This is a genomic window from Roseibium sp. FZY0029 (assembly GCF_036350355.1).
Lineage (GTDB): Bacteria > Pseudomonadota > Alphaproteobacteria > Rhizobiales > Stappiaceae > Roseibium.
In genome coordinates this window covers 574,661-597,292 of record NZ_JAZDVZ010000003.1, presented here as the reverse complement: position 1 = coordinate 597,292, position 22,632 = coordinate 574,661, and the positions used below count along the sequence as shown (strand labels likewise).

24 protein-coding genes are annotated in these 22,632 nt (G+C 58.5%); 17 read left to right on the top strand and 7 right to left on the bottom strand.

All coding sequences use genetic code 11. The features are described 5' to 3' along the window. Positions 1-58 precede the first annotated feature (58 nt). Positions 59-460, bottom strand: coding sequence for a DNA-directed RNA polymerase subunit omega (rpoZ, locus tag V1T76_RS11130; RefSeq protein ID WP_006931531.1), 402 nt, complete (start codon positions 458-460; stop codon positions 59-61). A gap of 401 nt (positions 461-861) precedes the next feature. Here rpoZ and V1T76_RS11125 point away from each other — a divergent pair, with 401 nt between their 5' ends. Both V1T76_RS11125 and V1T76_RS11120 read left to right on the top strand, forming a co-directional pair. Next, entirely contained in the window at positions 862-1,455 is a 594-nt protein-coding gene (locus V1T76_RS11125) for a LabA-like NYN domain-containing protein (RefSeq protein WP_040438758.1), read from the top strand. A gap of 14 nt (positions 1,456-1,469) precedes the next feature. After that, complete coding sequence (locus V1T76_RS11120; RefSeq protein ID WP_330560724.1) at positions 1,470-2,129, top strand: uracil-DNA glycosylase; 660 nt, start codon at positions 1,470-1,472, stop codon at positions 2,127-2,129. A 289-nt stretch (positions 2,130-2,418) separates the two neighbouring features. Here V1T76_RS11120 and V1T76_RS11115 read toward each other — a convergent pair whose 3' ends face one another. Next, positions 2,419-3,201, bottom strand: coding sequence for an arginyltransferase (locus V1T76_RS11115; protein ID WP_330560723.1), 783 nt, complete (start codon positions 3,199-3,201; stop codon positions 2,419-2,421). A 45-nt stretch (positions 3,202-3,246) separates the two neighbouring features. Continuing rightward, complete coding sequence (locus V1T76_RS11110; RefSeq protein WP_330560722.1) at positions 3,247-5,079, bottom strand: SLC13 family permease; 1,833 nt, start codon at positions 5,077-5,079, stop codon at positions 3,247-3,249. Positions 5,080-5,254: 175 nt separating this feature from the next. Between V1T76_RS11110 and V1T76_RS11105 the strand changes: the two genes are divergently transcribed. Then, complete coding sequence (locus tag V1T76_RS11105; protein WP_330560721.1) at positions 5,255-5,764, top strand: TspO/MBR family protein; 510 nt, start codon at positions 5,255-5,257, stop codon at positions 5,762-5,764. Positions 5,765-5,766: 2 nt separating this feature from the next. Here the strand turns inward: V1T76_RS11105 and V1T76_RS11100 are convergent, their stop codons facing one another. The 3 genes from V1T76_RS11100 to hemB all read right to left on the bottom strand — a co-directional run bounded on the left by V1T76_RS11100 (position 5,767) and on the right by hemB (position 8,711). Further along, the gene (locus V1T76_RS11100; protein ID WP_330560720.1) at positions 5,767-6,273 is read right to left on the bottom strand and encodes an RDD family protein; all 507 of its coding nucleotides are present in this window, start codon (positions 6,271-6,273) and stop codon (positions 5,767-5,769) included. 195 nt (positions 6,274-6,468) lie between these two features. After that, positions 6,469-7,719, bottom strand: coding sequence for a threonine ammonia-lyase (locus tag V1T76_RS11095; protein ID WP_330560719.1), 1,251 nt, complete (start codon positions 7,717-7,719; stop codon positions 6,469-6,471). Further along, a complete protein-coding gene (gene hemB / locus V1T76_RS11090; protein ID WP_330560820.1) occupies positions 7,716-8,711 on the bottom strand; it encodes a porphobilinogen synthase in 996 nt (331 codons plus the stop codon). Before hemB ends, V1T76_RS11095 begins: the two co-directional genes overlap by 4 nt. Positions 8,712-8,985: 274 nt before the next feature. Here hemB and V1T76_RS11085 point away from each other — a divergent pair, with 274 nt between their 5' ends. The 14 genes from V1T76_RS11085 to thiL all read left to right on the top strand — a co-directional run bounded on the left by V1T76_RS11085 (position 8,986) and on the right by thiL (position 21,454). Next, positions 8,986-10,125 carry an isobutyryl-CoA dehydrogenase gene (locus V1T76_RS11085; RefSeq protein ID WP_330560718.1) on the top strand — a complete coding sequence of 380 codons (1,140 nt, stop codon included), beginning with the start codon at positions 8,986-8,988 and terminating at the stop codon, positions 10,123-10,125. Between the two features lie 52 nt (positions 10,126-10,177). Next, complete coding sequence (locus V1T76_RS11080; protein ID WP_330560717.1) at positions 10,178-11,215, top strand: enoyl-CoA hydratase/isomerase family protein; 1,038 nt, start codon at positions 10,178-10,180, stop codon at positions 11,213-11,215. A 23-nt stretch (positions 11,216-11,238) separates the two neighbouring features. Continuing rightward, on the top strand, positions 11,239-11,658 hold the full coding sequence (locus tag V1T76_RS11075; RefSeq protein ID WP_330560716.1) for a DUF6163 family protein: 420 nt from the start codon (positions 11,239-11,241) through the stop codon (positions 11,656-11,658). A 100-nt stretch (positions 11,659-11,758) separates the two neighbouring features. Further along, on the top strand, positions 11,759-12,649 hold the full coding sequence (gene mmsB, locus V1T76_RS11070; protein ID WP_442970106.1) for a 3-hydroxyisobutyrate dehydrogenase: 891 nt from the start codon (positions 11,759-11,761) through the stop codon (positions 12,647-12,649). Positions 12,650-12,802: 153 nt separating this feature from the next. Then, positions 12,803-13,318, top strand: coding sequence for a transcriptional regulator LdtR (gene ldtR / locus V1T76_RS11065; protein ID WP_330560715.1), 516 nt, complete (start codon positions 12,803-12,805; stop codon positions 13,316-13,318). A gap of 359 nt (positions 13,319-13,677) precedes the next feature. After that, positions 13,678-14,982: a L,D-transpeptidase family protein gene (locus tag V1T76_RS11060; RefSeq protein WP_330560714.1), complete on the top strand. Its 1,305-nt coding sequence runs from the start codon at positions 13,678-13,680 to the stop codon at positions 14,980-14,982. Between the two features lie 128 nt (positions 14,983-15,110). Continuing rightward, complete coding sequence (locus tag V1T76_RS11055; RefSeq protein WP_330560713.1) at positions 15,111-15,338, top strand: DUF6898 family protein; 228 nt, start codon at positions 15,111-15,113, stop codon at positions 15,336-15,338. Positions 15,339-15,745: 407 nt separating this feature from the next. Beyond that, on the top strand, positions 15,746-17,056 hold the full coding sequence (glyA, locus tag V1T76_RS11050) for a serine hydroxymethyltransferase (RefSeq protein WP_330560712.1): 1,311 nt from the start codon (positions 15,746-15,748) through the stop codon (positions 17,054-17,056). Between the two features lie 28 nt (positions 17,057-17,084). Next, entirely contained in the window at positions 17,085-17,561 is a 477-nt protein-coding gene (gene nrdR / locus V1T76_RS11045; protein WP_330560711.1) for a transcriptional regulator NrdR, read from the top strand. A gap of 20 nt (positions 17,562-17,581) precedes the next feature. Next, the gene (gene ribD / locus V1T76_RS11040) at positions 17,582-18,706 is read left to right on the top strand and encodes a bifunctional diaminohydroxyphosphoribosylaminopyrimidine deaminase/5-amino-6-(5-phosphoribosylamino)uracil reductase RibD (protein ID WP_330560710.1); all 1,125 of its coding nucleotides are present in this window, start codon (positions 17,582-17,584) and stop codon (positions 18,704-18,706) included. A 1-nt stretch (position 18,707) separates the two neighbouring features. After that, on the top strand, positions 18,708-19,319 hold the full coding sequence (locus V1T76_RS11035; protein ID WP_330560709.1) for a riboflavin synthase: 612 nt from the start codon (positions 18,708-18,710) through the stop codon (positions 19,317-19,319). Between the two features lie 157 nt (positions 19,320-19,476). Further along, positions 19,477-19,926, top strand: a complete 450-nt coding sequence (gene ribH, locus V1T76_RS11030) for a 6,7-dimethyl-8-ribityllumazine synthase (RefSeq protein ID WP_330560708.1) — start codon at positions 19,477-19,479, stop codon at positions 19,924-19,926. A 5-nt stretch (positions 19,927-19,931) separates the two neighbouring features. Further along, positions 19,932-20,453, top strand: a complete 522-nt coding sequence (nusB, locus tag V1T76_RS11025; protein WP_006931565.1) for a transcription antitermination factor NusB — start codon at positions 19,932-19,934, stop codon at positions 20,451-20,453. A gap of 2 nt (positions 20,454-20,455) precedes the next feature. Then, a complete protein-coding gene (thiL, locus tag V1T76_RS11020; protein WP_330560707.1) occupies positions 20,456-21,454 on the top strand; it encodes a thiamine-phosphate kinase in 999 nt (332 codons plus the stop codon). A gap of 26 nt (positions 21,455-21,480) precedes the next feature. Here the strand turns inward: thiL and V1T76_RS11015 are convergent, their stop codons facing one another. Further along, a complete protein-coding gene (locus V1T76_RS11015; RefSeq protein ID WP_330560706.1) occupies positions 21,481-22,269 on the bottom strand; it encodes a peptidoglycan-binding protein in 789 nt (262 codons plus the stop codon). Positions 22,270-22,632 lie beyond the last annotated feature (363 nt).

The window sequence follows — 22,632 nt, the reverse complement described above, 5'->3', positions numbered from 1 at the left end:
AGCCGTCAGAAGCGCCGGGGTGTTCCCGCCGCGCTTCAGACGAACTTGTGAACTCAAATCAGACGTCGTCGGTCCGCTCCGGCGGCACGAGACCTTCCAGGCCGCGCAGCAGGTCTTCTTCGGACATGCGGTCGAACTCGACAGCGCTGTCGTCAACATTGTTGACCTGCGTCATCTGATGCTGGTTGGAGGACGGAACCATCGGCACGGCATCGGCCTCCGGCTCATCCACTTCCACATATTTCTGCAGAGAGTGGATCAGATCCTCTTTCATGTCTTCCGGGCTGACGGTCTGCTCGGCAATCTCGCGCAGCGCGACAACGGGGTTTTTGTCGTTGTCACGGTCAATGGTCAGCGGCGAGCCGCTTGAGATCATACGAGCGCGATGCGCAGCAAGCAGCACCAGCTCAAACCGGTTTTCGACCTTGTCGATGCAGTCCTCGACGGTCACGCGCGCCATTCGACGTCTCCATAGGCTTAAGGAACATGAAGAACCAGCGTATAGTGTTCACGTTTCCAAAAAGCAACCCCTTGTCAGATTTGAGAGCAGCAAGTCAGTTCCTTGAACGCACAGACAAAAAATCCGATGTTTTTTTGCCTGATTTCGCGCAACATATTCGCTTTTGCATTGCGGCGTTCCAATATAATGGTGTAGGCCACTAGTAACGGCCCTTTTCAGAATCAGAAGGCCGTTGACAAAACAAAATGATAAGCTGTGTGACGCCACGGAATACGCGGTAAACTTACAGCAAAATATACGTCGCCTCAAAGCGTGCGCCAGGAATTCGGTCGCGGGAAGCCAGTTCCTCCTACGCAACATTGCAAGAGCGGCGTGTATGACTCGGAAAGGTTTCAAATAAGATGTTTGACGCTCGAGAAAAAGTTGCTTTGTTCATTGATGGGGCGAACTTGTACTCAACTGCCAAGGCGATTGGCTTTGATATCGACTACAAACGTTTGCTGAAAGAGTTCCAGGGACAGGCGTATCTGCTGCGTGCGTATTACTACACCGCGTTGATCGAAGATCAGGAGTACTCCTCCATCCGTCCGCTGATCGACTGGCTCGACTACAACGGTTACAAGGTCATCACCAAACCGGTGAAGGAATTCGTCGATAGCGCCGGCCGCCGCAAGGTGAAGGGCAATATGGACATCGAGCTTGCCGTGGATGCCATGGAGCTGGTTGAATCGGTCGACCACGTTGTCCTCTTCTCTGGTGACGGTGACTTCCGCTCGCTGGTGGAAGCCCTGCAGCGCAAGGGCCGCAAGGTGAGCGTGGTTTCAACGCTGAAGACCCAGCCGCCGATGATCGCCGACGATCTGCGCCGTCAGGCCGACCACTTCATCGATCTGGCGAGCCTTGCAAACAAGATCGGCCGTGATCCGTCCGAACGTCCTGCTCGTCCGCAAACGCCCGCGCACGTCGATGAAGACGACGAGGACGACGACTACTGAGGCCGATCCGGTCAATGTCCGAACGTATTGCAGATAGCTGGCCGGTTGACCCTCCGCCGGACTGCCCGGCTTGCCCGCGCCTCGTAGCTCTGCGCGAGGAGTTGAAGGTTGCCTATCCCGACTGGCACAATGCACCAGTGCCATCATTCGGTGATGCGTCTCCGCGCCTTCTGATCATCGGTCTGGCGCCGGGAATGAAGGGGGCCAATTGCACAGGCCGGCCTTTCACGGGCGACTACGCCGGGGATCTTCTCTACCAGACCATGATCGAGTTCGGTTTTGCCGAAGGTACGTATCTGGCCCGTCCGGACGACGGCTTGCGGCTGAAAGATGCGATGATCACCAATGCGGTGCGCTGCCTGCCACCGCAGAACAAGCCGACCGGCGCCGAAATCAAGACGTGCCGCCCTTATCTGTTGTCGACGCTTGATGCCAATCCATCGATCAAGGCTGTACTGGCGCTCGGCCGCATCGCGCATGAAACCTTCCTGACGGCGCTCGGTCAACGCAGGGCATCTTTCGCCTTTGCCCATGGAGCGCAGCACGAGCTTCCCGGAACGGGGCTGACGCTTTTCGACAGCTATCACTGCTCGCGCTACAACACCAATACCGGCCGTCTGACCGAAGAGATGTTCCACTCGGTCTTCAGGCAGATCCGCGCATTCATTCCCTGAGTGGGGCAAGGCCGTCGGTAAACTGTTCGCCGATCGGTTTTGTTGAAAATCAAGATCCCGGGAAAGACGCTGCCAGCCACGGGCAGAGGCCACATTTCCTGCCTCAAGTTGAAGAAGCGCGCAGTGTTGTCGCCAGGGATCGGCAAAATGCTTCTACATAAGCCGCTCATCCTTCGAGACAGCGCTGGCGCGCTTCGTCAGGATGAGGGGTGAGGTGAGAACGGTAGCTCGGCGGCTGCAAAGCTCTGAGCCATGCATCGGGCATCCGGCCGAACCAAATTGTCTGCTGTCAGTCTTCCGAATGCGGTGCCTTTTGATAGGCCTCTGCGTCGACAATCAGCCAGCCGTTGGGGCCAAGATGTTCCTGCGGTTTGAAGCGCGCCTTGTAGGCCATCTTCTGAGAGCCGTTGACCCAGTATCCCAGGTAAACGTAAGGCAGGTTCATCTTCCGGGCGCGCTCGATATGGTCGAGGATCATATAGGTGCCGAGAGGCGTCTTGGCGTATTCGGGATCGTAGAAGGAATAGACCATCGACAATCCGTCCGAGAGCTGATCGGAAAGGGCGACACCCAGCAACGGGCCTTCGCCTGCTCCGGTGATGAAGCTGTTCGGGCCACGTCGCCGGTATTCCAGCACCAGCGTTTCGACATGGGTGTCTTCAACCATCATCGCATAGTCGAGGACACTCATTTCCGTCATGCCGCCATTCTCATGACGGGCCTGCAGATAGTCCCGGAAGAGATCGTATTGTTCGGCTGACGGGCTGGGTGGAAGGCGGGCGCCGACGATGTCGGACCCTGATTTCCAGACGCGCTTGAAAGACTTGCTCCACTTGAAATCATCGACGCGTACGCGAACCGAGATACAGGCCTGGCACCGTTCGCAGGCCGGGCGGTAGGCAATGTTCTGGCTGCGCCGGAACCCGCCCTGTGTGAGCACCTCGTTGAGTGCGGGCGCACCATGGCCGACAAGATGGGTAAAGACCTTGCGCTCTTGTTTTCCCTCAAGATAGGGGCAGGGTGCGGGTGCAGTAAGATAGAACTGCGGATGATCTGTAGGGTGCCGTGTCACCGTTTTGTCCCGCGAAACCTTTTGATTTGTTCTCTATTCCGGGTCCTATAGTCCGTAATACCATGGCGCGACCAGTGAGAAGGTCAACCATAAAATAAGCGCAAGTGGCGTACCAGCCCGCACAAAGTCGTTGAACTTGTAGTGACCCGGACCCATGACGATCAGGTTGGTCTGATAACCGATGGGGGTCGCGAAGGACGAGTTGGCCGCAATGATCAGGCAGACGACGAAGGCTTCCGGGCTGGCGCCGATCTGGTTTGCCAGATTGATCGCAATCGGAGTGAACAGAACGGCAGCCGCGTTGTTCGACAGGAAGTTTGTCAGGATCATCACGATAAAGAACAGCGCCGACAGCATCACGGTTGGCGATGCTCCGGCCAGAAGATGAACGAGCCCGGTGGCGATGGCATTTGCCCCGCCGGTTCCCTCCAGTGCAACGGCGGCTGCCAGAGAGGCGCCCACCAGCATGAAGATGCGGCTGTCGATGGCACGCATGGCCTGCCGGATGTTGAGGCAGCCCGAGACGATAATGGCGAACGTACCGGCGACCGCAGTGGTGACTATGGGGACGAGACCGCTGGCAGCCAGCGCAACGACAAAGGCAAAGATCACGAGCGCCCGTGGTGCGTAACGCTTGCGCGGCACCTCGGCCATCGACCAGTCCAGCAGCAGTACGTCACGATTGCCGCGCAGGCGCGCGATGGCTTCCTCGCTGCCGGCCACAAGAAGCACGTCGCCGGCTTCCAGGCGAATGTCGTTCATGGCCATGCGCGGCATGCGGCTGCGGCGCTGAATGCCCATCACCAGGCAGCCAGTGTCTGTGTAGAAGCCCGACTGGGGCAGGGTGCGGCCCATCAGGCGCGAGGCGGGGGCCACCACCGTTTCGGCAAGGCTGATCGTGCCCGCAGGGGCCTGCGTCTCGCGGCCTGAGCCGTTGGTATCCGAATCGGCCTCCATGAGCGGCTGCCTGCGGGCCAGCGCATTGGCAAGCGCGGCGCGCGTTGCAGCCACGATCACCGTGTCGCCGGGCGACAGCACAACGTTTTCAAACGGAGGCAGGATCGGCTTTTGGCCGCGCTGAACCAGTCTTACGGTCATGTCCTTCAGTTTCGGGAACATGCCGGACACGGATTCAACCCCAACCAGCGGGTGGCCGTAGGTGATTTCGATCTGGGCGATGAACTGCTTTCCGGAAGAACTCTGGAACTCTTCTGCCATGGTTTTGCGCACCGGAAGCAGCTTGGGCATGATGAACAGCACGTAGATAGAGCCGACACCGGCAATGATCAGCCCGATGGGCGTGAAGCTGAAGAAGGTCAACCGCAGATCGGAGCTTTGCGCGGCGAAATTCGCCACCAGCAGGTTCGTGGAGGAGCCGATCAGCGTTGTCATGCCGCCCAGAATGGCCAGAAACGACAACGGCATCAGAACACGGGCCGGGGACTGGCCTACGGTGGCGGCAACGGCTGTGAGGATCGGCAGGAACATCACCACGACGGGGGTATTGTTCAAAAAGGCGCTGAGCGCGGCCACGGTCAACAGAACCGGGATCGCCGCCCGCAGCGACCGCCCGCGCGTCATCTTGACGATGGCCTTGGCCGGCGCTTCCAGGGCGTCCGTCTGGAACAGGCCCTGGCCGATGACCAGCAGGCAAATAACCGTAATCAGCGCCGGGTTGGAAAAGCCGGACAGGAAGTCGCCGGTACTGATGAGCGAACCGTCCGGCCGCTCAACCGGAAACAGCGAAAAGATGACAATGAAGGCGGAAACGGACCCAAGAGCGATTGTCTCAATCGCATAACGCTCAAGCGCGTAAAGGACGACAGTGGACGCGATCACCACGAAGGTCAGCGCCATTGCAATATCAACTGAGTGCATTCACCTGCCCAAAGCCATCATGGCCAATTTCATGAAGCACCACTCTAAAGCAGGCGGTCCCGGCAATGGAAGAGCCATAAGATAATATTGCCGTTGATATATTCCCTTCAGCAAATGACCCTTCTAAGGTTCAGCTGCCAATACTTTGATTTGTCCGGATGAATGGGAACCCTTGATGGCAAGCCGCGTTGATGAAGTCATGAGTTCAGAAAATTCAAGTTCACCGCCGTTTGCCAGACATCTTCCCTTACTGGTCTTGTTTCTGGCCGTCGTTCTGGGGGCGGGCATCACGATTGGCATCGTGAACACTCCGGGGGCGTGGTACGAAGCTCTCAGAAAGCCGCCGTTCAATCCACCAAACTGGGTCTTCGCGCCCGTCTGGACCATACTTTACGCGATGATTGCGATTGCGGGCTGGCGGACGTATTTGCGTGCGGGCAACAGCCGCATCATGCAGATCTGGTACGGGCAGATGATCCTCAACTGGGTCTGGTCGCCGCTCTTTTTCACGCTTCACTACATGTGGACAGCCTTGGGCGTCATCACGGTGATGCTGTACCTGATCCTGAATTTTATCGGCGGCAACTGGCGCGCGGACCGTTTGTCCGCGCTGCTGTTCATTCCCTATGCGCTGTGGACAGCATTCGCTGGCCTGTTGAACCTGTCGCTCGCGCTCTTGAACTGACCTTACGCCTGCGCGCGCGCATGTTCCTGATGGTAGGCGGAGTTGATCACCACCGTCCCCAGGACAAGGTCGTGCAGCAGTCGCTTGCGGTCGGAAAACAGGGACACCAGCAGAACCAGCGGTGTCAGCAGAGAGACCGAGAACCAGAACAGGATGACATGGACGGCCGCCAGAAGCGGGTAGGGCTTGGCGCCATACCAAAGGCGCATTTCCAGCCCCATGGCGCGCATGCCCAGAGTTGATGCCTGCGGGCCGCCAAGCGTGAAGGCGACATATAGCAGGGCAACCGCGGTCGGCAGAATGCCATAAAGCAGGAAGCCGAGACCGAGAGTGAACACACCCAGGAAAAACACCACGATGCCGGCGGCAAAGGTGAACAGGGTGATCACGATCAGATCAATGAAGAAGGCAAAGATGCGCCGGCTGCGTACACCGGAAAACAGCTCCGGATTGCTCACAGGATCAAAGACGTCCTGACGGGCATAGTCGGAGGTGGTTTCTGCAGACATGTCGCGGCTCCCTTGGTGTTCGATGATCAACATGTGGTGATTGAGAGCGGGTTTCGCAAATATCTGCAGGTCGCCAAACCTCGACTGCCTGCCATCTGCACTCCTGCCGATCCTTCAGGAGGGATCTGACAGTCCAACCTGCGATGCGTTTCAGGTGTGCATTGACTTGGAAAACTGGAAGAGCCGGGGGCCGGCTCAGTCCATCCGCTCGCCGATTTCCAGATAACGCACCACGAAGGCACGCTCGCGCAGTGCGGCGACGATGCGCTCGCCGTGCGGACGGTCGAAGGCTTCGAAAGTGACGTCCAGCGTCGCGCCCTTGGCTGGCACATTCAGGAACAGGCGGTGGTGTTCCACATCGACCACATTGCCCTGCATGTCACCGATCACGGTCGCGATTTCTCCGAGTACGCCCGGCCGGTCCGGTGTATCGATCCGGATCGACACCAGTTTGCCGTCGCGGGCAAGTTCGCGGACCACGATTTTCGACAGAAGCCTCGGATCGATGTTGCCGCCACACAGAACCAGACCTACCCTTTTTCCGGCGAACCGCTCCGGATCTGTCAGCAACGCTGCAAGCCCGGCAGCGCCAGCGCCTTCGGCAATGGTCCGCTGCAAGGTCAGATAGGCGTTGATCGCCCGCTCGATGCTGCTTTCCGAAACAAGCAGAATGTCGTCGACGGCCCTTTTGACGACTCCCGTCGTCAGAACGCCGATGTCGCGCACCGCAATGCCTTCGGCGATGGTCGCACCCTCGCAGCGCACGTCCTTGCCATAGAAGGCACCCCACATGCCGGGGTAAAGCGTGGTCTCGACGCCAATCACTTCAACGGAGGGCTTGAGTGCCTTGGCCGCCGTTGCAATGCCCGCGATCAGCCCGCCGCCGCCGATCGGGACGACAAGCGTGTCGAGATCCGGCTGCTGAGCGAGCATTTCAATGCCAATGGTGCCCTGACCGTGAATGACATGAGCATCGTCATAAGGATGAACCCAGACGAGATTGTTCTGTTCGGCCAGCCTGTCGGCTTCTTCTTTCGCTTCGGCCAGCGTGTTGCCGGCGAGCACGACCTCGGCGCCATGGTTCCGGGTTGCGGAAATTTTCACGAAAGGGGTCAGGACCGGCATGACGATGGTCGCCGGTATACCGAGACGCCCCGCGTGATAGGCAACCCCCTGGGCATGGTTTCCGGCTGAAACCGCGATGACGCCACGCTTCTTTTCATCCGCCGTCAGGCTGGAGAGTTTCACCAGCGCGCCGCGTTCCTTGAAGGCACCGGTGACCTGCATGTTTTCGTATTTCACGAAGACATCGGCTCCGGTGAGCTGGGAAAGACGCGGGGCAGGCAGGCACGGGGTTTCGATCACAGCGCCCTTCAAAAGCGCGGCCGCCTCCTGAACCTTGTCGAATGTCACCTCGTCAGCGCGGCTGGCCTCGGCAGAGGTCATTTCCCGCCTGCCAGCATCTCGGCCACCTTGGGGGCGAAGTAGGTCAGGATACCGTCAGCTCCGGCGCGCTTGAAGGCAAGCAGGCTCTCCAGCATTGCCTTGTCGCCGTCCAGCCAGCCGTTGACAGCGGCCGCCTTGATCATCGCGTATTCGCCGGACACCTGATAGGCGTAGGTCGGAACCTGGAACTCGTCCTTGATCCGGCGGACGATGTCGAGATAGGGCATGCCCGGCTTCACCATGACCATGTCAGCGCCTTCAGCAATGTCCAGTTCGGCTTCTCGCAGAGCCTCGTCGGTGTTGGCCGGGTCCATCTGGTAGGTGCGCTTGTCGCCGATCAACGTGCCGGACGAACCCACGGCATCGCGGAACGGACCATAGAAGGCAGAGGCGTATTTGGCCGAATAGGCCATGATCTGCGTTCCACGGTACCCTTGTGAATCGAGCGCCTGGCGAATGGCACCGATACGGCCGTCCATCATGTCGGACGGGGCGATGACATCCGCGCCGGCCTCCGCCTGTACCAGAGCCTGCCGGCAGAGCTGATCGACAGTTTCGTCATTCAGGATCGTTTCGCCCTCCATCAGTCCGTCATGACCGTGGCTGGTGTAGGGATCGAGCGCGACATCGGTCATCACGCCGAGGTTCAGCCCTTCCGCCTTGATGGCACGCAAGGCGCGGCAGGTGAGGTTCTCCGGATTGAGCGCCTCGGATCCTGTTTCGTCGCGCAGACCAGGATCTGTATAGGGAAACAGCGCCAGTGCCGGGATATTCAGCTTCGCCGCCTTTTCGGCCTCGCGCACGGCTTCATCCACCGACAGGCGCACGACATCCGGCATCGACGGGACCGACTGGCGGACGTTCTCGCCATCCACCAGGAAGATCGGCCAGATCAGGTCATCGACCGTGAGGTTGTTTTCGCGCACCAGACGGCGCGACCAGTCGCTCTGGCGATTGCGGCGCATACGGGTGCCGGCCAGGAGCGTGTCCATGTGGTCGGAGGTGATCTGCGGAAGGGGTGATTTTGACGACATGGGCCCTGTCTGTTCGCTTATCGACGTTGGAAGACGTATTCTGATCGAAGTGAGCCGCCAATCTATCACGCAGATTGACGCAATCAAACATTCTGGAAAATAACTGAATTTAATATAGAAAAAGAGATTGTTTGACGTTCGCGTCAAATGTGCTTTAGTGCTGCCGCGAAGTCAGGGCGCAGACCTTTCAGGAGGAGGAATCGCGCCGCCACCGCTTGAGGGAGGATAACCCGTGGACTTTTCACTGAACGAAGATCAGCGCGCCTTTCAGGACATGGCTGCAAGCTTTTCGCGGGAAGAACTCGCGCCTTTCGCCAAGGAGTGGGACGAAGAAAGCCATTTCCCGATACCCACCTTGCGCAAGGCCGCAGAGCTTGGTTTTGGCGGCATCTATGTGAAGGAAGATGTCGGCGGTTCGGCTCTTACCCGGCTGGACGCGACACTGATCTTCGAGGAATTGTCCAGGGGCTGCACGTCGACGGCTGCCTATATCTCCATTCATAACATGGTGGCCTGGATCATCGATACCTACGGCTCGGAAGACCTGCGCCAGAAGTATCTTCCCCGGCTTTGCACAATGGATCTGCTCACCAGTTACTGCCTGACCGAGCCTGGTTCCGGATCTGATGCGGCAAGTCTGCGCACCACTTCCAGGGACGATGGCGACCATTATGTCCTGAATGGCTCCAAGGCATTTATCTCCGGCGGCGGTGTCAGCGATCTTTACGCGGTCATGGTCCGCACGGGCGGCGAGGGTCCCTCCGGCGTTTCCTGTGTGCTTGTCGAAAAGGGCACACCCGGCCTCAGCTTCGGTGCCAACGAGGTGAAGCTCGGCTGGAAAAGCCAGCCAACGGCTCAGGTCAATTTTCAGGACTGCCGGGTACCGAAGTCGAACCTTGTCGGCTCGGAAGGGCAGGGCTTCAAGATAGCCATGGCGGCGCTTGACGGTGGCCGTCTTAACATCGGTGCCTGCTCGATGGGGGCAGCTCAAGCCTGTCTGGATCATGCTCTGGCCTATGTGCAGGAGCGCAAGCAGTTCGGACGCCCGATAGCCGACTTCCAGGCGCTCCAGTTCCGCCTTGCCGATATGGCGACCGAGATGGAAGCAGCGCGGCTGTTGTTGCACAAGGCAGCTTCGGCGGTGGATGCGAAATCTCATGACGCGACCAAACTCGCGGCCATGGCCAAGCGGCTCGCCACCGACACCGGCTTCAAGGTGGTCAACGAAGCGCTGCAGCTTCATGGCGGCTACGGCTATCTGCGCGACTATCCGATCGAGCGTTATTTCCGCGATGTGCGGGTGCATCAAATTTTGGAAGGCACCAACGAGATCATGCGGCTGATCATTGCGCGGCAGTTACTGAAGGACTGATCGAGTTTTCCATTCCAATCCGTTGAAACGACTCTTCTTTTGCGAGGCGCCAGTGAGCGACGAGATTCTTTTCCAGAAGCGCGGCAAGGCCGGTTTCGTGATTTTGAACAGGCCCAAGGCGCTGAATGCAATCAATCACGCCATGGTTCTTGCCATGGCCGCGCAATTGACGCGCTGGGCGGACGATCCGGAAATCGCTCACGTCGTCGTCACGGGCGCCGGCGACAAGGCCTTTTGCGCCGGCGGCGACATTCGCAGCATTTACGATGCGCGCATGAGCGGCCAGATGGACGGGCTGGGTGCCTTTTTCCGTGACGAGTATATTCTCAACGCTCAGATCAAGGCCTATCCGAAGCCTTATATTGCGCTTATCAACGGGATCGTCATGGGCGGTGGCGTTGGGGTGTCGGTTCATGGCAGCCATCGCATCGGCACTGAAAAGACGCTGTTTGCGATGCCCGAAACCGGGATCGGGTTTTTCCCCGACGTTGGCGGAACATACTTCCTGCCGCGCATGCCCCGCAGCAGCGGTATATATTGTGCGCTCAGCGCAGGCCGGCTGAAGCAGGGCGACGCCCTGGCAACCGGTGTGCTGACCCACGCCGTTTCAGAAGCAACCCTTGCGGACCTGGAACGGGATCTGGAAACGGCGGACGATATCGGCGCCGTGCTTGCTCCCTATCTCGTTACACCGGAAAATGGGCCCGTGGCGGAAAGTTTCGATCTGATCGACGAAACATTTTCAGCATCCTCTGTCGAAGAGATCCTGTCTCGCCTGGAAAAGTCCGGCTCGGACTTCGCCGGCAAGGCGGCGGCGGCCATCCGGCAAAAGTCGCCGACGAGCGTGCTCATCGCGTTTGAGCAAATGAAACGAGGCGGCCAGCTTTCCTTCAACGACTGCATGAAGCTTGAATATCGCATCGTGTCCCGCATTCTGAAGGGGACAGAGTTTTACGAAGGCATACGCGCGGTGCTGGTCGACAAGGATCAGGACCCGAAATGGTCGCCTTCCCAGATTAGCCAAGTGGACAGCGCCGAGCTGGCGTCGTATTTCGAGGAACCTGCTGACGGAGACCTGCCGCTCGGCTAAGCCCTATCTGACCCGGACACGACATGATTACCAGCTTTCAGGACCTGATCGATTCCCGCCCACCCTGGAGCACGTTGCTGATCTGGTACCTGCGCGGCATCGCGATCATTCTGATTGGCGGCGGCATGATCTACTGGGCGCGCATCATTGGCATTGTCGAATGGCGGGGCCTGTGGTTCTGGGACATGCCCGTGACCATGCAGGGTGCAATCATCTTTTTTGCGGTCCTGGACCTTGTGGCCGCGACGGGCCTCTGGCTGACCGTGTCATGGGGCACGGTCATGTGGATTTTCCGCTGTTTTTGTCAGATCGTCATGCACACCGCCTTTTCCGATCTCTACGGCCGGCGGCCCTATGAGATCGCATTCTATCTGCTGACAATTGCGATTTACGCCGCGCTGGCTTTCCTGATGGACAGGGAAAACAAGGCCAATGCTGTCTGACGGCAGTTGAATCAGTTTTTGAAGAGGCTGGATCAGCGGTTCAAGACGGCCAGCCAACAGATTCAAAACCAACAGAAAATCTCTCTGGGAGGAAACCATCATGAGCACTATCGGATTTATCGGCCTCGGCAACATGGGTGGACCGATGGCGATCAATCTCGTCAAGGCCGGGCACAGGGTTCTTGGCTTCGATCTGTCCGATAAGGCCATGGCGGCGCACGAGGCGGAAGGCGGTGAAAAGGCCGCCGGAGTTGCCGAACTGGCCGCCGCTGCCGATGTGATCGTGACGATGCTGCCGGCCGGCAAACATGTCCGTCAGATCTATGAAGGTGAGGGCGGCATTCTGGATAATGCCAAACCCGGCACGCTCATGATCGATTCCTCCACGATTGACGTCCACAGCGCCCGTGCGGTCAGCGCAGCGGCACAGGCCAAGGGCATGAAGATGGTCGACGCACCGGTCTCCGGCGGCGTAGCCGGCGCTGCCGGTGGCACCTTGACCTTCATGGTCGGCGGATCGGTGGAGGCGTTCGAGGCGGCCAGGACCTATCTCGACATCATGGGCAAGACCATCGTTCATGCCGGTGATGCGGGAACGGGGCAGGCGGCGAAGATCTGCAACAACATGATCCTCGGCATTTCCATGATCGCCGTATCGGAGGCATTCGTGCTTGCCGAGAAGCTGGGTCTCGACAAGCAGAAGTTGTTCGATATCTCTTCGACGGCCTCCGGCCAGTGCTGGTCTCTGACATCCTACTGCCCGGTGCCGGGGCCGCTGCCGTCCTCGCCGGCGAACCGGGATTATCAACCTGGGTTTGCAGCCGCGATGATGCTCAAGGATTTAAAACTTGCTCAGGAGGCAGCAAATTCGGCAGGTGCGGCAACGCCTTTGGGCGCGGAAGCGGCGGCGCTCTACTCTCTCTTCTGTAACTCGGGTGGCGAAACCCAGGATTTCTCTGGGATTGTGAAGTTCCTGCGGGGAACATCATGAACAACAAGTTAAAGGGAAGTCTAAAACGGCCCTGAGAAGTTAACGGATGATTCAGCGTGTCTCTTAAGCGGATTTTAGAATCGCTCGGTTAGATTGCGAAACAAGGCGGGAAAATATCCGTCCAAAGACAGGTACTATAAGAGGCGCAATCACATGATCACCGCAAGTAGGGCAGTTGATACTGTTGGGCAGAACGAAGGGGAAGAGCTTGAGATCAAGCCGCTTTACCTGGAGGCTCTGACACTCGTTGAGAGACTGCATCGCCGTCTGCTCGACGTCATCAAGGACGAATTCGACCGTATGGGCCGGTCCGACGTGAACAGCGTGCAGGCCCTGCTGCTGTTCAACATCGGCGACAGCGAACTGACGGCTGGTGAGCTGAGGACACGCGGCTACTACCTGGGGTCGAATGTCTCCTACAACCTGAAAAAGCTGGTCGAGACCGGTTACATTCACCATCAGCGTTCGCGCATGGACCGCCGGTCCGTCCGCGTGAGCCTGACGGAAAAAGGACGGGAAGTGGCCAAGATCGTGAACGATCTTTATGAGCGTCACATGCTGTCGGTGGAACAGGTCGGCGAAATCGGCCCGCAGGACTTCGTTGCACTGAACAAGTCCCTGCGCCGCCTGGAGCGGTTCTGGACCGACCAGATCCTGTACCGCCTGTAAGACTTTCGCGGGACATTCAGATGACAAGGCACCGCCCCTCGGGCGGTGCTTTCTGTTTTTGAGCCAGAAGTTATCGACCTCACGCAAATTTGCACGGTGAAGATTCTGTTGCGGCAGAGAAACGAAGCTATGGTTGGCCGACTTTCACCTGTTCCCGAAAATTTGACATCTTGTGGTCACATTGAAATGGCTTTGTGCGGTGCTCCTGAAACCGAGATGGTTAAAAAATCAAGCGATTTGTTAACTCCCTTCCGCTAGGACTGGGAGCAGGAACCGCCGGGGTGGCCTCATTGTGTTGGTCTGACCCCGAGTACATGAAGAAATTTTGCGCTCAATTGCGCTGCAACATGGGGTCGGCGATGAACCTTTTATCCGGATCGTTCAGGATAAAGCGTCACTGGAAGTGGACTGCTGGAAAAACGCTCAAGAGCATGATCATGCTTGGCGTCGCAACGCCGGTCATGGTTGCAACTGCTGCCCAGGCACAGACGGCCCCGATGACATTCGCGCAGAACCAGCAGGTTGAATGGGCGGACAACTTCGATATCGCGACGGACCACATCACCGAAGTGAAGTCTTCCGCTCCGACGTTGTCGCCTCAGACGGCCGACTACATCGCCGCGGCCATCGATCGCTATCAGCGCATCGTTCAGGCCGGTGGCTGGGGAACGGTCTCCACCGGTGGCAAGGCGCTTCGTATCGGTGCCAAGGATCCGCGCGTCGTCGAACTGCGCCGCCGTTTGATGGTGTCCGGCGATCTGGAGCAGCAGGCCGGCCTGTCCGATACGTTTGATTCCTACGTGGATGCAGGTTTGCGCCGCTTCCAGCTGCGTCACGGATTGATTCCGGACGGCGTAATGGGCGACAGCACCGTTACCGCCCTGAACATTCCGGCCGATGTGCGCCTTCGTCAGCTCGAAACCAACATGATCCGCATGCGGTCCATGTCCGGTTTCCTGGGCGACCGCTACGTGATGGTCAACATTCCGGCTGCAGAGATCGAGGCCGTCGAAAACGGCATGGTCCGCTCGCGCCACACGGCCGTCGTGGGCAAGATCGACCGTCAGACGCCGATCCTCAACAGCAAGATCTATGAACTGAACTTCAATCCGTACTGGACGGTGCCGAAGTCCATCATTCGCAAAGACCTGATCCCGAAGATGAAAGAGGATCCGCAGTATCTTGCGAAGAACAACATCCGCATCTTCGACTGGAGCAACAACGAGCTGACCTGGCAGCAGATCGACTGGAACACCGACGAGGCGACCCAGTACCGGTTTACCCAGGATCCCGGCTCTGAAAACTCGCTCGGTTCTGTGCGGATCAACTTCCATAACAAGCACCAGGTCTATCTGCACGACACGCCGTCCAAGACCCTGTTCGGCGAAGCGAACCGGTTCCACTCTTCCGGCTGTGTGCGCGTTCAGAACGTTCGTGAGCTGGTCACTTGGCTGTTGCAGTCGACCACTCCGGACTGGGATCGTGGTCGGGTCGACGGTGTTATCCGGAACGGTGAGCGGGAAGATGTGAAGCTGAAATCGCAAATTCCGCTTTACCTCACCTACATCACCGCTTGGGCGAATGCCGACGGTGTGGTGCATTTCCGCGAAGATATCTACGACCGCGACGACCTCTACGGAACAGGTGAGCAGGCGCGCCTGTAAGCTGCGCTCAGTATCACGCAATTCTGTCTTGTCATGAAACGCCGGTCTTGATCAGGTCGGCGTTTCATGGATTCTAGCTCCATTCGCGCACCTGATCGAAGACAGGGTGCTGAATCGGGAGAACGGCAATGAGTCGCGACGAGCGGCGTGGTGAAATCTATCTTGAGTTCCGGCCCATCGGCCAACAGGTCAAGGTCACTGCCATCGACGCGGAAACGGGTCTTGAAGTGTCTGTTTTTGGCCCTGCCTCTGCCGCGCAGGAAGATCTCAAGCGTCTTGCTGTCCGCAAGCTGCGCCGCCGCCTGGAACAGGAGGCCCTGACCACGCAAGACAGGCCTGATCCGACCCTTTATTGATGGGGCGCCCCGATCGACAGAAACTGCGATCAATTACGGCAAACAATCTATCCATTTAAAACGTTTCAACAAAAACGACACCGCAATTCGTTTTGCGCTAACAGTGTTCTGTGGCCGTAGCGTAAATCTTTGGCTCACGCCGAATTGACAACGTGAAATGCCTTCTAAGTTACAAATGTAACCTGATCGCGTGACCTGATTTGTCCTGCCCCGGACTGCGAAGACTTTATTCCTTCAAGATCTGCAGGCCGTGTCGTTTTCCAAGCGCGACGCGTCGGTATGCCCCTTGGTTATGGCCGGGGGGTGTGTTAATTCCTCGCCACACACAGGCATGACGGTCGATTGCGTCCCTCAGGACATTGGCCGCCGATGCTCCTGATCTATCAAAAGAACACAAGGATGGTGCTATGTCTTTGATGGAAAGCTCCGATCAGTCCCTGCAGTCCGGTTTCTTCAGCCGCAGCCTCGCTGAGGCCGATCCGGATATCTTCGACACGATCGGCAAGGAACTCGGCCGTCAGCAACATGAAATCGAGCTGATTGCTTCGGAAAACATCGTGTCTCGCGCTGTGCTGGAAGCACAGGGCTCGATCTTCACCAACAAATATGCCGAAGGTTATCCGGGCAAGCGCTACTATGGTGGCTGCGAATTTGCGGATATCGCCGAAACGCTGGCAATCGAGCGCGCGAAGGAACTTTTCGGCTGCCAGTTTGCCAACGTTCAGCCGAATTCCGGCAGCCAGATGAACCAGGCCGTGTTCCTGGCTCTGCTGCAGCCGGGCGACACCTTCATGGGCCTGGACCTGAATTCCGGTGGTCACCTCACCCACGGGTCTCCGGTCAACATGTCCGGCAAGTGGTTCAACGTCGTCTCCTATGGCGTGCGTGAAGACGATCACCTGCTCGACATGGACGAGGTCGAGCGCCTTGCCCACGAACACAAGCCCAAGCTGATACTTGCTGGCGGTACTGCCTATTCCCGAATCTGGGACTGGAAGCGGTTCCGCGAAATCGCTGACAGCATCGGTGCTTATCTGATGGTCGACATGGCGCACATCGCAGGTCTGGTTGCAGGTGGCGTTCACCCGTCGCCGGTGCCGCACGCGCACGTCGTCACCACCACCACCCACAAGTCTCTGCGCGGTCCGCGCGGCGGCATGATCCTCAGCAACGACGAAGCGATTGCCAAGAAGATGAACTCGGCCGTGTTCCCGGGTCTTCAGGGCGGTCCGCTGATGCATGTCATCGCCGCCAAGGCCGTTGCCTTCAAGGAAGCGCTACAGCCGGAATTCAAGGCCTACGCCCGCGCTGTTCAGGAAAACGCCAAGGTATTGGCCGAAGTCCTGAAAGAGCAGGGGCTGGACATCGTTTCCGGTGGCACCGACAACCACCTGATGCTGGTGGACCTGCGTCCGAAGAACGCCACCGGCAAGGTGGCCGAAAAGTCTCTCGGCCGTGCCAATATCACCTGCAACAAGAACGGTATTCCGTTCGACCCGGAAAAGCCGTTTGTCACCTCCGGTGTCCGTCTTGGCACCCCGGCAGCAACCACCCGCGGCTTCGGCGTAGCGGAATTCCGCGAAGTTGGCCTGCTGATCACGGAAGTGTTGGACGGTTTGAAGGCCGCAAACAGTGAAGAGGGCAACGCAGCAGTTGAAGCGGCGGTCAAAGCCAAGGTAGAAGCACTGACGGCCCGGTTCCCGATCTACGGGGGCTGATCAAGGGCTCGGTCAGGAGCTTTAAGACATGAGATGTCCGTTTTGCGGGGGCGAGGAAACCCAGGTCAAGGATTCCCGCCCGACCGAGGACAATACAGCCATCCGCCGCCGCAGGATCTGCAACACTTGCGGCGGCCGGTTCACCACTTTCGAGCGCGTGCAGCTGCGCGAGCTCCTGGTGCTCAAACGCTCCGGACGCCGTGTTCCCTTCGACAGGGAAAAGCTGATGCGGTCCGTGCAGATCGCGGTGCGCAAGCGGCCGGTAGATCCGGACAAGATCGAACGCATGGTTTCCGGCATCGTTCGCCAGCTTGAAAGTTCTGGCGAAACGGAAATCACTGCGGAAACCATCGGCAATCACGTGATGGAAGGCCTCAAGGCCATCGATGACGTTGCTTATGTTCGTTTTGCTTCCGTCTACAAGAATTTCCGCGAGGCGAAGGATTTCGAAGCCCTTCTCGATGAGCTGAGCGATCCTGACGGACATCCTCTCAAGAACTCCTGACCCGCAGCATCCGGTTATAAATGTCCGAGCTTTCCAATCTTGATGCCCGTTTCATGGCGGCCGCCGAGCGTCTTGCCCGTCGTGGTCTGGGCCGGGTGTGGCCAAATCCGTCCGTAGCCGCCCTTATCGTCCGTTTCGAAGAGGGGACTGCGATTGTCGCTGGCAGGGGCGTCACATCGCGTCCCGGCATGGCGCATGCGGAAGTCAACGCTTTGAACCAGGCGGGGGAAAAGGCGCAAGGGGCAACGTGTTATGTCACCCTGGAGCCATGCTCTCACTACGGACGGACACCGCCCTGCGCCAAGGCCCTGATCGAAGCCGGTGTGAAACGTGTCGTCATTGGCATGCTGGACCCCAATCCGCGCGTCGCGGGCCGGGGCGTTGCCATGCTGCGCGAGGCGGGTATCGAGGTGGAAGTGGGCGTGCGCGAGAAAGCCATGCACGCGCTCTACCGCGGCTTCACATACAGGCAGTTGAAACAGCGCCCGGTGGTGTTCCTGAAACTTGCGGTGTCCCGGGATGGATTTATCGGCCGGGCGGGCGAAGGGCAGGTCAAGATTTCTGGGCCCTTGTCGATGCGAAAGGTTCACGGATATCGCGCCGAATGCGATGCGATCCTGGTCGGATCCGGCACGGCCCTTGCCGACGACCCTCAGCTTACCTGTAGACTGCCGGGCCTTGCCGATCGCTCGCCCGTGCGCGTCATCATCGACCGGTGTGCCCGGCTGTCACTGACCTCCAAACTGGTGCAAACCTGCGTGGATGTGCCGGTCTGGCTAGTCTGCAGCAACACGGCAGATGCCGACAAGATCGCGGATTTGGCAGCCGCAGGCGTCAACGTGATCCGGGTACCGGCGGAAGAGACCGGCATCAAACCATCCGTCATCCTCAGCGCGCTGGCGACACGCGGTGTAACGCGGGTCATGGTGGAGGGCGGTTCCCGCCTGGCATCGTCCTTCCTGGCAGCAGACCTGGTGGACGACCTGTGTGTCGTGACCGGCGATATCGTAATCGGCGAGGGCGGCATACCAGCTCTGCACGGTCTTGACCTTGCAGATGTTCTCAAAGACCCCAAATTCGAGCGGGTCGACGCCGGCCGCTTCGGTCCCGACAGTTTTGTTTATCTCAGACGGCGCGGAGCCTGACATGTTCACCGGAATTGTGACCGACCTTGGCGAGATCCTTGCTGTCGACAAGATCCCTGCCGGGATGAGAACGCGGATACGCACCGCCTATGATACGGACAGCTTCGACATCGGAGCCTCGATTTCCTGCGCGGGCGTCTGCCACACGGTGACGGCCAAGGACAATGGCTCCAACGGCAACTGGTTCGAGGTGGAATCGGCAGCCGAAACCCTTGCCCTCACAAATGTCGCAGCCTGGAAAGTGGGACAGAAACTCAATCTGGAACGCTCGCTGACGATGGGCGCCGAACTGGGCGGACATCTGGTCCTCGGTCATGTCGACGGACTGGCGACGGTGACCAGGCGGGAAGACCATCCGGATTCGGTCTATTTCCAGTTCGAGGCACCGGCGGAAGCCGCACCGTTCATCGCCAAGAAGGGTTCGGTCGCGCTCGATGGCACATCCCTGACAGTGAATGAGGTCGACGGCCTTCTGTTTTCCGTCTTCCTGATCCCGCACACTCTGGAAGTCACCACCTGGTCGGACCGCCAGGTCGGCGACAAGATCAACCTGGAGGTGGATATGATGGCCCGCTACGCCGCCCGCCTTGCGGAATTCTCCAAGACCGGATAGGGGAAAGTCCCAACACCTTCTAAAAGAGCTAATATCGCTTGCCGCCTTAACCACGGGACGAACTCGTCACCGGGATGTCGCGGTCCTTTACGAATGAGACTGGACAAACCGGGGCAGACGTGGTTCCTGTCGCGGCCTTACATAGGAACGAAAACCCATGAGCGCTGCACCGAAACTTCTGATCATTGAAGCTCGTTTCTACGAGGATCTGGCCGATGCGCTCGCTGAGGGCGCGATCAAGACCATAGAGGCTGCCGGCGCAAGCTATGACCGGATAGCCGTACCGGGTGTCCTGGAAATTCCGGCTGCCCTGTCCATGGCTCTGACGGCAATGGAAAACGAGGGCGTGCTCTATGATGGCTTCGTTCTGCTGGGTGTCGTCATCCGCGGCGAAACCACCCACTACGACATTGTTGCCAATGAATCGAACCGGGTGATCATGGACTTGATCGTCGATGCGGATCTGGCTGTCGGAAATGGTATCCTGACCGTTGAAAACGACGAGCAGGCATGGGCCCGCGCGAAGGTGGACGACAAGGACAAAGGCGGTGCGGCTGCCCGTGCCGCCCTCGACATGATCGCCCTGCGCGAGCGTCTTGGAGTATAAGAAGAATGACCGGAAAGGCCGACCCGGAAAAACCGGCTGGAAAAACTGTGCGCCCCGCCAACAAACGCGGCGTGGCGCGCCTTGCCGCCGTTCAGGCTCTTTATCAGATGGATGTGGGCGGCGCCCCGTTGACCAGTGTGGTCAGCGAGTTTACCGCCTTTCGCCTCGGCAAGGAGATCGACGGCGAGCAGTATCGTGAAGCCGACGAGCAGTGGTTCAAGCAGATCCTTGCCGGCGTCGTGGAAGACCAGAAGTTTCTGGACCCCTACATCCACACCGCGCTGGCTGAAGACTGGCCCCTGAAGCGGATCGACAGCCTGCTGCGGGCAATCCTGCGGTCCGGCTCCTACGAGCTGCTGCGCCGCAAGGACGTGCCGGCAAAGGTGATCATTTCGGAGTATATCGACGTCGCGAAGGCCTTTTTCGAAGACGACGAACCGGGACTTGTGAACGGTGTCCTTGACCGCCTTGCGCATGAACTGCGCGGTGGCGAACTTGAGGAAAAGAAAACGGACGGCGCTTCCTGATCATGGGCGCTGACCGGCCAGGCGAATTCGAGCTGATCCGGCGTTTCTTTGCCCCCCTGGCAAAAGACCCGGGCAGCCTCGGTTTGACCGATGACGCCGCAGTGCTCACACCTCAACCAGGCTATGACCTCGTTCTGACAAAGGACGTGCTGGCAGCCGATATTCATTTCTTTGCAGAAGATGCACCGGAGGCCATCGCCGCCAAGGCCTTGAGAGTCAATCTTTCAGACCTGGCCGCGAAGGGAGCCCGCCCGCGCGGCTATCTGATGGGCCTGTCCTTGCCGTCAGACTGGACGGTCGAATGGCTGGAGCGGTTCTGCAACGGGCTTGCTGCCGACCAGGCAGCCTATGATTTCCATCTCTATGGCGGTGACACTGTTCGCTCCGGCAACGGACTGCAGGTGTCGATCACCGCAATTGGCGAGGTTGAAACCGGCAAGGCAGTCCGGCGTTCCGGCGCGCGGCCCGGAGATCTCCTGTTTGTTACCGGCACCATTGGCGACGCTGCAGCCGGTCTCCAGGCCCGTCTTAACCCCGACTTCTGCCGCGATCACGATCTGACCGAGAGCGAAGAAGCACATATTCTGGACCGCTACCTGCTACCGCGACCCTGTACGCGGCTTGCCGGGGCAGTAGCCGATTATGCTTCGGCTGCCATGGATGTTTCGGATGGCCTGATTGCCGACTGTGCCCATATGGCCAATGCTTCGGCTTTGGAACTGACGATCGATCTGGACCTCGTTCCGCTGTCACAGGCGCTCGCCCATCTCAAGGTCAAGTCGCCCGAGGACTTCGCCCGTTGCCTGAACGGCGGCGACGACTACGAAATCCTGATGGCAGTGCCGCAGGAGCGCTCCGATACCCTTCGCCGGGTCGCCCACCTGGCGGGGTGTCCCGTCACACAGATCGGTTATGCCCGGGCAGGGGAGGCAGGGCTTCGGCTTGTGGACGACGGCCAGCCTGTCGACTACGGCCGCTTCGCGGGCTTCAGCCACTTTTGAGCATCGCCACGGACGATCTTGAGAATTTACCAGGCTGACGCAGTACGGTCCGGGATCCAGGTAATGACCGTTCCTCCCACGTGTTCACCGTCCATAAAATCGCCAGCCTGGATACCTGCAATCCTTAGAAACCTGGAATTTGGAGTTCTTGCAGGATCCATGACTTGGATACCGGCGTCCGATCCGGTTACTCCCGCTCCCCACATGACCACGACATGTCCGACGCGACCTCTTTCGCGAAAGACACCGAGAAGCAACGGGCCGTGCTGCTGCAGCCTGCTGGCACATATTTCGGCATAGAAATTCTCGAAGGGTTCCTCAATCGGTGTCAGTCCAAGTCGGTCTTGCCATTGGGTCTGGCCAAGGGGAATCCGAAGTGCGCCACCGAAGGGGTTGGGTACATTGATGCCAAGCCGCTGCACAGTAGTGGGGGTGGCTCCTCCCAGGGCAATGAGCCGGTTCAGAATGTTGACCTGGTTACGGTTGGTGAGCGTCGGCCGTGTTTCCAGCCAGCTCTCCGAGGACGCAGCCCAGCATCTCATTGAAAGCCCCTGGGTGACATCGCGTGGACGAGGCGTCAACGTCGCGATTTCCCGTTTGAACAGGACCGCGTTTGTAAATTCGCCGACGACACCGTCGACATAAAGAAAGAAGTCTTTTTGAAGCTGTATTACAGCTTCCTTGGTATTTTTCCCATAATCGCCGTCCGGTATGAGCGGTTTTCGGCCTTCGTCCTTGAAAAATTTATTGAGTTCTTTTTGTATTCTTTCTACGTGGCTGCCTTTGCTGCCGTATTGCGCAATAATACGTCCCATGACAGGTACTCCTTGGAGTGTATCAGCAGATAAATTCTTGTAAGCAAAATCGAGTTCCTAAGATTGACCGGTCGACCACCGCTATCGGTGATCGTCGCCTCTGTTTCCCTGATGCGATCTTGGGTTGTTCAAGGCTGTTGCGCCTTTGTCAGTTGGCGTTCCAGTCAAGGATTTTCCTGAAAGATGACTATCGCTAAAATTGAACCGCTTCGATGATGCACATCACTTTTTTGCGGTTTCCGCTTAGGTAGAGTGGCATGTCAGCATGCCGGTAGTTTTCTGGTTGGTCGCCAGTTACAAATGAAACTTCCGGTCTTTCCCGCTCAGGCCTCGGCGTGGTATGTGCGATGCAAACTTATGCCT

What these genes read in the sequence shown, in the direction of transcription:
- V1T76_RS11095 (WP_330560719.1), bottom strand. Translation starts at nt 7,719, where the DNA reads ATGACCTCTGCCGAGGCCAGCCGCGCTGACGAGGTGACATTCGACAAG.
- V1T76_RS11075 (WP_330560716.1), top strand. Translation starts at nt 11,239, where the DNA reads ATGATTACCAGCTTTCAGGACCTGATCGATTCCCGCCCACCCTGGAGC.
- V1T76_RS11060 (WP_330560714.1), top strand. Translation starts at nt 13,678, where the DNA reads ATGAACCTTTTATCCGGATCGTTCAGGATAAAGCGTCACTGGAAGTGG.
- glyA (WP_330560712.1), top strand. Translation starts at nt 15,746, where the DNA reads ATGTCTTTGATGGAAAGCTCCGATCAGTCCCTGCAGTCCGGTTTCTTC.
- V1T76_RS11035 (WP_330560709.1), top strand. Translation starts at nt 18,708, where the DNA reads ATGTTCACCGGAATTGTGACCGACCTTGGCGAGATCCTTGCTGTCGAC.
- nrdR (WP_330560711.1), top strand. Translation starts at nt 17,085, where the DNA reads ATGAGATGTCCGTTTTGCGGGGGCGAGGAAACCCAGGTCAAGGATTCC.
- ldtR (WP_330560715.1), top strand. Translation starts at nt 12,803, where the DNA reads ATGATCACCGCAAGTAGGGCAGTTGATACTGTTGGGCAGAACGAAGGG.
- nusB (WP_006931565.1), top strand. Translation starts at nt 19,932, where the DNA reads ATGACCGGAAAGGCCGACCCGGAAAAACCGGCTGGAAAAACTGTGCGC.
- mmsB (WP_442970106.1), top strand. Translation starts at nt 11,759, where the DNA reads ATGAGCACTATCGGATTTATCGGCCTCGGCAACATGGGTGGACCGATG.
- V1T76_RS11110 (WP_330560722.1), bottom strand. Translation starts at nt 5,079, where the DNA reads ATGCACTCAGTTGATATTGCAATGGCGCTGACCTTCGTGGTGATCGCG.
- ribD (WP_330560710.1), top strand. Translation starts at nt 17,582, where the DNA reads ATGTCCGAGCTTTCCAATCTTGATGCCCGTTTCATGGCGGCCGCCGAG.
- hemB (WP_330560820.1), bottom strand. Translation starts at nt 8,711, where the DNA reads ATGGACACGCTCCTGGCCGGCACCCGTATGCGCCGCAATCGCCAGAGC.
- rpoZ (WP_006931531.1), bottom strand. Translation starts at nt 460, where the DNA reads ATGGCGCGCGTGACCGTCGAGGACTGCATCGACAAGGTCGAAAACCGG.
- V1T76_RS11055 (WP_330560713.1), top strand. Translation starts at nt 15,111, where the DNA reads ATGAGTCGCGACGAGCGGCGTGGTGAAATCTATCTTGAGTTCCGGCCC.
- thiL (WP_330560707.1), top strand. Translation starts at nt 20,456, where the DNA reads ATGGGCGCTGACCGGCCAGGCGAATTCGAGCTGATCCGGCGTTTCTTT.
- V1T76_RS11015 (WP_330560706.1), bottom strand. Translation starts at nt 22,269, where the DNA reads ATGGGACGTATTATTGCGCAATACGGCAGCAAAGGCAGCCACGTAGAA.
- V1T76_RS11105 (WP_330560721.1), top strand. Translation starts at nt 5,255, where the DNA reads ATGGCAAGCCGCGTTGATGAAGTCATGAGTTCAGAAAATTCAAGTTCA.
- V1T76_RS11120 (WP_330560724.1), top strand. Translation starts at nt 1,470, where the DNA reads ATGTCCGAACGTATTGCAGATAGCTGGCCGGTTGACCCTCCGCCGGAC.
- ribH (WP_330560708.1), top strand. Translation starts at nt 19,477, where the DNA reads ATGAGCGCTGCACCGAAACTTCTGATCATTGAAGCTCGTTTCTACGAG.
- V1T76_RS11100 (WP_330560720.1), bottom strand. Translation starts at nt 6,273, where the DNA reads ATGTCTGCAGAAACCACCTCCGACTATGCCCGTCAGGACGTCTTTGAT.
- V1T76_RS11125 (WP_040438758.1), top strand. Translation starts at nt 862, where the DNA reads ATGTTTGACGCTCGAGAAAAAGTTGCTTTGTTCATTGATGGGGCGAAC.